The 7,280-nt window shown below is 53.9% G+C and carries 11 protein-coding genes and 1 pseudogene; 10 read left to right on the top strand and 2 right to left on the bottom strand.

Annotation, left to right across the window (positions count from 1 at the left end; genetic code table 11):
* Window positions 1–126 precede the first annotated feature (126 nt).
* The 10 genes and pseudogenes from BZK42_RS21270 to BZK42_RS21230 form a co-directional block, all read left to right on the top strand.
* Window positions 127–306, top strand: a pseudogene (locus tag BZK42_RS21270) (hypothetical protein); the annotation flags it as partial.
* Between the two features lie 7 nt (window positions 307–313).
* Complete coding sequence (locus BZK42_RS21265; RefSeq protein WP_032439434.1) at window positions 314–613, top strand: hypothetical protein; 300 nt, start codon at window positions 314–316, stop codon at window positions 611–613.
* Window positions 610–1,431: a PD-(D/E)XK nuclease-like domain-containing protein gene (locus BZK42_RS21260; protein WP_080860057.1), complete on the top strand. Its 822-nt coding sequence runs from the start codon at window positions 610–612 to the stop codon at window positions 1,429–1,431. Before BZK42_RS21265 ends, BZK42_RS21260 begins: the two co-directional genes overlap by 4 nt.
* Window positions 1,428–2,309 carry a RecT family recombinase gene (locus tag BZK42_RS21255; RefSeq protein WP_080860055.1) on the top strand — a complete coding sequence of 294 codons (882 nt, stop codon included), beginning with the start codon at window positions 1,428–1,430 and terminating at the stop codon, window positions 2,307–2,309. Before BZK42_RS21260 ends, BZK42_RS21255 begins: the two co-directional genes overlap by 4 nt.
* A gap of 46 nt (window positions 2,310–2,355) precedes the next feature.
* Window positions 2,356–2,604: a helix-turn-helix transcriptional regulator gene (locus BZK42_RS21250; RefSeq protein WP_000816432.1), complete on the top strand. Its 249-nt coding sequence runs from the start codon at window positions 2,356–2,358 to the stop codon at window positions 2,602–2,604.
* 109 nt (window positions 2,605–2,713) lie between these two features.
* The gene (locus BZK42_RS21245) at window positions 2,714–3,013 is read left to right on the top strand and encodes a PerC family transcriptional regulator (protein WP_000041117.1); all 300 of its coding nucleotides are present in this window, start codon (window positions 2,714–2,716) and stop codon (window positions 3,011–3,013) included.
* Window positions 3,006–3,185, top strand: coding sequence for a DUF1317 family protein (locus BZK42_RS21240; RefSeq protein WP_080860053.1), 180 nt, complete (start codon window positions 3,006–3,008; stop codon window positions 3,183–3,185). Before BZK42_RS21245 ends, BZK42_RS21240 begins: the two co-directional genes overlap by 8 nt.
* Window positions 3,182–3,775, top strand: coding sequence for an MT-A70 family methyltransferase (locus BZK42_RS21235; protein WP_080860051.1), 594 nt, complete (start codon window positions 3,182–3,184; stop codon window positions 3,773–3,775). Before BZK42_RS21240 ends, BZK42_RS21235 begins: the two co-directional genes overlap by 4 nt.
* Window positions 3,772–3,948, top strand: a complete 177-nt coding sequence (locus tag BZK42_RS28755) for a hypothetical protein (RefSeq protein WP_158083370.1) — start codon at window positions 3,772–3,774, stop codon at window positions 3,946–3,948. The genes BZK42_RS21235 and BZK42_RS28755 overlap by 4 nt, the downstream gene beginning before the upstream one ends.
* The gene (locus tag BZK42_RS21230) at window positions 3,945–4,199 is read left to right on the top strand and encodes a hypothetical protein (protein WP_080860049.1); all 255 of its coding nucleotides are present in this window, start codon (window positions 3,945–3,947) and stop codon (window positions 4,197–4,199) included. Before BZK42_RS28755 ends, BZK42_RS21230 begins: the two co-directional genes overlap by 4 nt.
* A 3-nt stretch (window positions 4,200–4,202) precedes the next feature.
* Here BZK42_RS21230 and BZK42_RS21225 read toward each other — a convergent pair whose 3' ends face one another.
* Window positions 4,203–5,456, bottom strand: coding sequence for a tyrosine-type recombinase/integrase (locus BZK42_RS21225; RefSeq protein ID WP_080860047.1), 1,254 nt, complete (start codon window positions 5,454–5,456; stop codon window positions 4,203–4,205).
* A gap of 192 nt (window positions 5,457–5,648) precedes the next feature.
* Window positions 5,649–7,226 (bottom strand): glutamine-hydrolyzing GMP synthase, encoded by a 1,578-nt coding sequence (gene guaA / locus BZK42_RS21220; protein WP_016153990.1) that lies wholly within the window; start codon window positions 7,224–7,226, stop codon window positions 5,649–5,651.
* Window positions 7,227–7,280: the final 54 nt, after the last annotated feature.

The following is a 7,280-nucleotide window of genomic DNA, read 5'->3' as shown; positions in this document are numbered from 1 at the left end:
GAGCTATCGACTGAAACAGAAACGAAAGGCTGGGGTTATAGCGGAAGCTAATCCTGAGTAAAACGGTGGATCAATATTAGACCGTCGGTGGAGATGTAAGTGGATCACTTTTTACCCGTCGTTGACAAGCAGAAGCGCATTGCGGAAGAAGAAGCGCGCCGGGCCGCTGATAAAGAGCACCGCCGCAGCATCAATCGACAGGCTATCGCAGACCTGATTGAAAGCGGCCTTACGCAGGAAATGGCAGAGAAGGCACTGATCGCCATCGCCAGCGGGAAGGTATCTGCAGTCTCTATCAAGTACTGAGGTGCGTATGAATACTCAGCAGATTAACAACCTGAAAAAAATCATGAACAACATCGACGGCGACTACCAGCTTAACCAGATGCTGTACGAGCGCCACGTCGAGCTTATCGACGCGATCAAGTTCCATCAGCTGCAAAAGCCATTCTACGAGCTGGAGCGCAAAGGCGTGCGCAGCGAGATCCTGGAAGAGCTGATGATGAGCTCTGAGTTTGAAGAATGCCTGGCCGCGTATCAGCGGGAACTGACCGGCATCATTGCCAAGTGGGATCTGGCTGACCAGCTGGATACGGCGAGGAACGCGGCATGACACCAGGAATTTACTTCGATATCAGCAACGAGGACTACCACGCCGGCGACGGCGTGAGTAAATCGCAGCTGGATATGGTGGCGCTGAGCCCGGCCCTTCTGCAGTGGCAGAAATCAGCACCGGTCGATACCGAAAAGCTGAAAGCTCTGGATATGGGAACTGCCCTGCACTGCCTGCTTCTGGAACCGGAAGAGTTCGATAAGCGCTTCATCGTGGCGCCGCAGTTCAACCTGAGAACCAACCAAGGGAAAGCAGATCAGGAAGCCTTCCTGAAAGACGTCGAGAACATGGGCATGACTGTAATGGACGCCGAACAGGGCCGGAAGCTGAAACTTATGCGTGATAGCGCAATGGCGCACCCGGCAGCGCGCTGGCTGCTTGAGGCGGAAGGATTCTGCGAAGCCTCTCACTACTGGACGGATCCGGAGACTGGAGAGTTGTGCCGCATACGCCCGGACAAGCGCCTGAAGAATCACCCTGCCCTGCTGGACGTGAAGAAGGTTGCCGATATTGAGCGTTTCTCGCGCCACATTGAGGAATTCCGGTACCACGTACAGGACGCGATGTACCGCGAAGGCGCGCAGCAAACCACCGGCGATCCACATGGATTCTTCTTCCTGGCAGTGAGCGAAACCATTGACTGCGGCCGCTACCCGGTGCGGGTGTTCGAACTGGATGCGCAGGACGTGGACACAGGGCATGCGCTATACCGCCGGGATCTGAATACCTATCACCAGTGCCGCGAAACAGGCGACTGGGGTGGATTTGAAGTTATTAAACGCCCTGAGTGGGCACGTAAACAGGATATGTACGTATGAGCAACGATATCGCAATCACTTCTCAGCCTGGTGCTACCGTCGGCACCGCCGCGGCAATCTTCAGCCCGGAAGGGATGGATCGCCTGGTGCGATTTGCCACCCTGATGGCTGACAGCAAAGCCACCGTTCCGCAGCACCTAGCAGGAAAGACTGCTGATTGCCTGGCTGTAACCATGCAAGCAGCACAATGGGGCATGAACCCGTTCGCTGTTGCGCAGAAGACGCACGTGGTTAACGGCACGCTTGGCTATGAGGCGCAGCTGGTAAACGCGGTTGTGTCCTCTTCCAATCTTCTGGCCACCCGCCTGAATTATCGCTGGGACGGCGACTGGTCAAAGGTGAATGGCAAGAGCGATAAATCTCCATCACTGACCGTAACAGTATCGGCAGTGCTGAAAGGCGAAGCAGAGCCGCGTGAACTTACCATCAGCATGGCTCAGGCCGGTGTCCGTAACTCTCCACTGTGGGAACAGGATCCACGTCAGCAGCTTGCTTATCTGTGCGTTAAGCGCTGGGCTCGCCTGCATGCCCCTGATGTTCTGCTCGGCGTTTACACCCCTGACGAATTGCAGGAGGCAACACCGCGTGTTGAGCGAGATATCACGCCAGCAGCGGCAACGGCTCAAGGCATGAACAGCCTGATCAACTCAAAGCCAGAGCAGAAGCAGGAAGAGCGTCATCAGCAAAAAGATGATCGCGGCCCTGAAGAGATTCTGCACGCATTTTCCGGCGCGGCGATGAACTACAACACTCAGGCCGACCTGGACAAAGCTTACAAATATGTTGCTCAGAAACTGGCAGGTGATGATGACCTGCTGGCAAAAGCAACTGACGTTTACACCATCCGCTGCGACGAACTGAACGAAGTACCGATGTAACCACCACTGCGACGCCGCGCGCGTCGCAAATGCAAGAGAGGTAATGATGAAAAGAGCATTTGGCAAAAAGGAACTGATGGCAGTGGTGCCGGTATCTATGAGCACCATTGACCGCATGGAGCGCAATGGCGAGTTCCCGCAGCGCTTCTGGATCACTGATAAGCGTTGTGCATGGAACGCTGAAGAGGTTGAGAACTGGCTTGATGAACGTCAGGCCACCAGCCCGGCAGAGTTCACAGGAAAAAAGCCGCCGGTTGATCAGCGTGTTTACCGCCCAGTAAGTAACGCCGCATGACAGCGCTGATCAGGCACTGGGAAAAATGGTCAGGATGGTACTTATTCCTGACCGCCGTTTCCGCCTGGCTCTATCTGCTGGCGGTAATTTTCAGAGAAGGCTGGATCCGATGAGCAAATTAACCCGTCTTGAAAAGTATCACCTGAACTATGTGTCTCAGCGTCAGGCTTCAAAAGTAGTCGCCGTAACTCCGGCAGCAATGGAGGTAGAAAAGCGCGCTGTTGAGCGTGAATCGAAAGGCCAGTACCGCATTGCAGCAAGACTATGGTTGCTGTGCATGGATGCAGCAGTCGGTGAGGTTGAACGCGCCAGAATAGCGATACGCCGTGATCAGTGCATATCGAAAGGTAATGGCCTGCGCCGTGGTGAATACGCAGGGATCGGATGTCGCGGGGTGGTGTATGACTAATCCGCAAGACGATATCACCGTTGGAATGGTGACACTAATTTATTCGATGAAGTATGGAGGCTGGTTAACTCCAGCCAAACTGATTATTCGCAACCCTATAGCAGCTCAGAGAGTGGCTGAAAAGCTGAATGAATCTCTTAAGGTTCGTCCAATTAAGGCAGGTATAGCATGACCGGTAAATACACTCTTATCTACGCCGACCCTCCTTGGGTTTACCGTGACAAAGCAGCCGACGGAGAGCGCGGCGCCGGGTTCAAATACCCTGTCATGAACGTGCTGGATATCTGCCGCCTTCCGGTGTGGGATCTTGCCGCCGATGATTGTCTGCTGGCGATGTGGTGGGTTCCGACTCAACCGGTTGAAGCGCTGAAGGTTATCGAAGCGTGGGGCTTCCGCCTGATGACCATGAAAGGATTCACCTGGCATAAGACGAACAAGCACAAAGGGAACAGCGCGATCGGCATGGGCCACATGACCAGGGCAAACAGCGAAGACTGCCTGTTTGCGGTGCGCGGCAAACTTCCTGCCCGTATGGACGCCTCAATCTGCCAGCATGTCACCGCGCCGAGGCTGGAGAACTCCCGCAAGCCGGATATCGTGCGAGAAAAACTGGTGCAGTTGTTGGGTGAGGTTCCACGTATTGAGCTATTCGCTCGCCAGTCGTCGCATGGATTCGATGTATGGGGAAATCAGTGCGACGGTCCAGCAGTGCAGTTGCTGCCGGGCTGCTCCGTTCCAGTTGTGAGAACGGAGGCCGCATGACTATGTTCAACGAGGCGGAGTTAATCCGCCAACTGGAAGAGCAGCGCGCTGTGATTGTGCAGCGCGACGATGAAATAAACAGGTTGCGCAGTGATGTTGAGATGCTAACAGCGGCACTTAATAACTCTTCGCCATCAACATCTAATATTTGCGGGAAGGAACGAACAGTATGAGCACAGTGACCATGCAAATGAAAAAAGTCTGGTTTTCTCCTTCTCGCGGTCGACATTTTCTGACGCGCAGGGCGGCGGTAAGAGCGGAGGCGCATGCAAAAATATTGGCTAAGTATCCGATTGAGAAATCATATTACGAACATGGCGGCCTTTGCGATCCAGGATTCTCGATTGAGTTCGACGAACCAGATCGATACAAAAAAATGCTCAGACGCATGATGCGGCTAATCGATAAGAATACGGAGAAATAAATATCAACCAATCCCTTCCATCCACATCTCAAACTTCGACGGGGAGAACGGAACCAGATCGGTGTGCTCCCCGTTAACCCAGGCATCGACCATATCAGCCCACTGTTGCAGCATATAGGCACGTTGCCTGGCATACTCCGCTTTGTTGTATACTGCACGCACTCCCTTCTGCTCATGCGCCTGTGCCTTCTCTATCCAGTCCGAGGGATAGTCAGCTTCATGCAGCAGCGTGCTGGCCGTCCGGCGCAGGTCATGCACTGTGAAGTCCTGTATCTTTTCGCCGTCTTTGTTTATGGTCTCCACGGTCCGGTTGATAAGGGAGTTCAGAGCGGCGTTCGATAAAGGCTTGCGGAAGTTGTAGCGCCCTGGCACCAGGTATTCACTTCCACCAGCGCACATCTGCAGGCCAACCATGAGATCCTGCGCTTGCTTTGGCAGATAGATAACGTGTGCCCGGCTTCCCTTCATTCGTTCCGCCGGTATCGTCCATGTCCATTTTTTGAAATCGACTTCTGACCATGTGGCGTGGGTGAATTCGCTTTTGCGGACCAGGGTAAGCAGAACCAGCTTGAGCGCCATCTTCATGGTGCCCATAGCACCGACGTCATCCAGCGCGCGGAAAAATATCCCGATCTCCTCTGGTGAAAGCGTGCGTTCTCGCGGCTTAAACATGGCAATGGATGATGGCTTAATGTCAGCCGCCGGATTGAACAGGCCATGCCCGCGATCGTTGGCGTACCGGTATACGCTGCTGATTATCTCCCTGACCTGAATCGCCGTCGCCCGGCCGCCACGCTCGACGATACGATCGCAAAGGTCGCGCACCACTCTGGTAGTTATCTCAGTCATCATTTTGTTGCCGAGTGCCGGGAGGATATCCCTGTCGATCACTGCCTGCTTCATAGCGCGAGTGCTTTCGGCCAGGGTGACGTATTTCATATAGGCGTCGGTATATACCGCGAATGTTTCGGCCCCGGCGATCTGCCTGATACCGTCACGTTTCGCAGCAGCAGGCGACTGGCCTGCCTTCAGCAGTTTCTTTGCAGCAATAAGTTCTTCACGAGCTTCCGCAAGGCTGATACCGTCACGACCATACTGACCGATGACCAGAGTTTCCCGTCGTCCGTTAATGCGGTAGTCGTACCTGAACGAGACAGAGCCGGAAGTAAGCACTGCGACGTAAAGCCCGTCACGATCTGAAACCTTATACAGTTTGTCCTGCGGTTTGAGGTTTTTTAATTTGGTATCAGTAAGCACAATTCACCCGTAATGCATCCATGGTTTGACGGTATGAAGAGTATACCTTTAGGGTAATACCGTCACCTGTACCGACGAAAAATGTGAGATAGAGTGAATAGATATGATGTGATATAAAGAAAAACCCCCTGTAAAAACAGAGGGTTGAGTGCGAAATTGAATAGAAATGATTAGCTGTGAGTTAGCTGTAAATCATTCCCACTCAATCGTAGCTGGCGGCTTACCGCTGATGTCATACACCACGCGGGAAATACCGTTAACTTCGTTGATAATGCGGTTAGAGACGCGGCCTAAGAAGTCATACGGCAGGTGCGCCCAGTGCGCGGTCATAAAGTCGATGGTTTCAACAGCACGCAGGGAAACAACCCAGTCGTACTTACGGCCATCGCCCATGACGCCAACGGAACGTACTGGCAGGAACACGGTGAACGCCTGGCTCACTTTGTTGTACAGGTCAGCGTTGTGCAGTTCCTCAATGAAGATAGCATCCGCACGGCGCAGCAGGTCGCAGTACTCTTTCTTCACTTCGCCCAGCACGCGTACGCCCAGACCCGGCCCCGGGAATGGGTGACGGTACAGCATGTCGTACGGCAGACCCAGTTCCAGACCAATCTTACGCACTTCGTCTTTGAACAGCTCACGCAGCGGTTCAACCAGACCCATCTTCATCTCTTTCGGCAAACCGCCCACGTTGTGGTGAGATTTGATGACGTGCGCTTTACCAGTGGCAGAAGCCGCGGATTCGATCACGTCCGGATAGATGGTTCCCTGCGCCAGCCACTTAACGTCTTCCAGCTTCAGCGCTTCTTCGTCGAAGACTTCCACGAACACGCGGCCGATGATTTTACGTTTAGCTTCCGGATCGTTCTCGCCTTTCAGCGCGTCCAGGAAACGCTTTTCACCTTCAACATGAATGATGTTCAGGCCGAAATGGTCGCCGAACATATCCATCACCTGCTGAGCTTCGTTGAGACGCAGCAGACCGTTGTCGACGAACACACAGGTCAGGTTTTTGCCAATCGCACGGTGCAGCAGCATCGCGGTGACGGAGGAGTCAACGCCGCCGGAGAGGCCGAGGATCACTTTATCAGTGCCAACCTGCTCACGAATGCGGGCAACGGCGTCATCGATAATTTTTGCCGGGGTCCACAGCGCTTCACACTGGCAGATGTCGCGCACAAAACGCTCCAGCATGCGCATCCCCTGACGGGTGTGGGTAACTTCCGGATGGAACTGCACACCGTAGAAACGTTTTTCCTCGTGCGCCATGATGGCAAACGGGCAGTTGTCGGTGCTGGCAACGGTCACGAAACCTTCCGGAATAGCGGTCACTTTGTCGCCGTGGCTCATCCACACGTCCAGCAGTGGTTTGCCGTCTGCGGTCAGAGAGTCTTCAATACCGCGGATCAGCGCGCTGTCGGTCTGAACTTCAACCTGCGCATAGCCGAATTCACGTTCGTTAGAACCTTCAACATGACCACCGAGCTGCATTGCCATAGTCTGCATGCCGTAGCACACGCCGAACACAGGCACGCCCGCAGTGAAAACGTATTCCGGCGCACGCGGGCTGTTTTCTTCAGTGGTGCTTTCCGGACCACCGGAAAGAATGATACCGCTTGGGTTGAATTCGCGAATTTGTGCTTCCGTAACATCCCACGCCCACAGTTCACAATAGACGCCCAGTTCACGTACGCGACGAGCAACCAGCTGAGTGTACTGAGATCCGAAATCAAGGATGAGAATGCGATGTTTATGAATATTGTCTGTCATTGACGCTAATTCCGAGGCAAGTGAAACAAATTCGCCCGGCATATAGCCGGGCGC

Origin of the sequence: Citrobacter braakii, from assembly GCF_002075345.1 — a bacterium.
Lineage (GTDB): Bacteria > Pseudomonadota > Gammaproteobacteria > Enterobacterales > Enterobacteriaceae > Citrobacter > Citrobacter braakii.
This window is presented reverse-complemented; position numbering and strand designations above follow the sequence as displayed.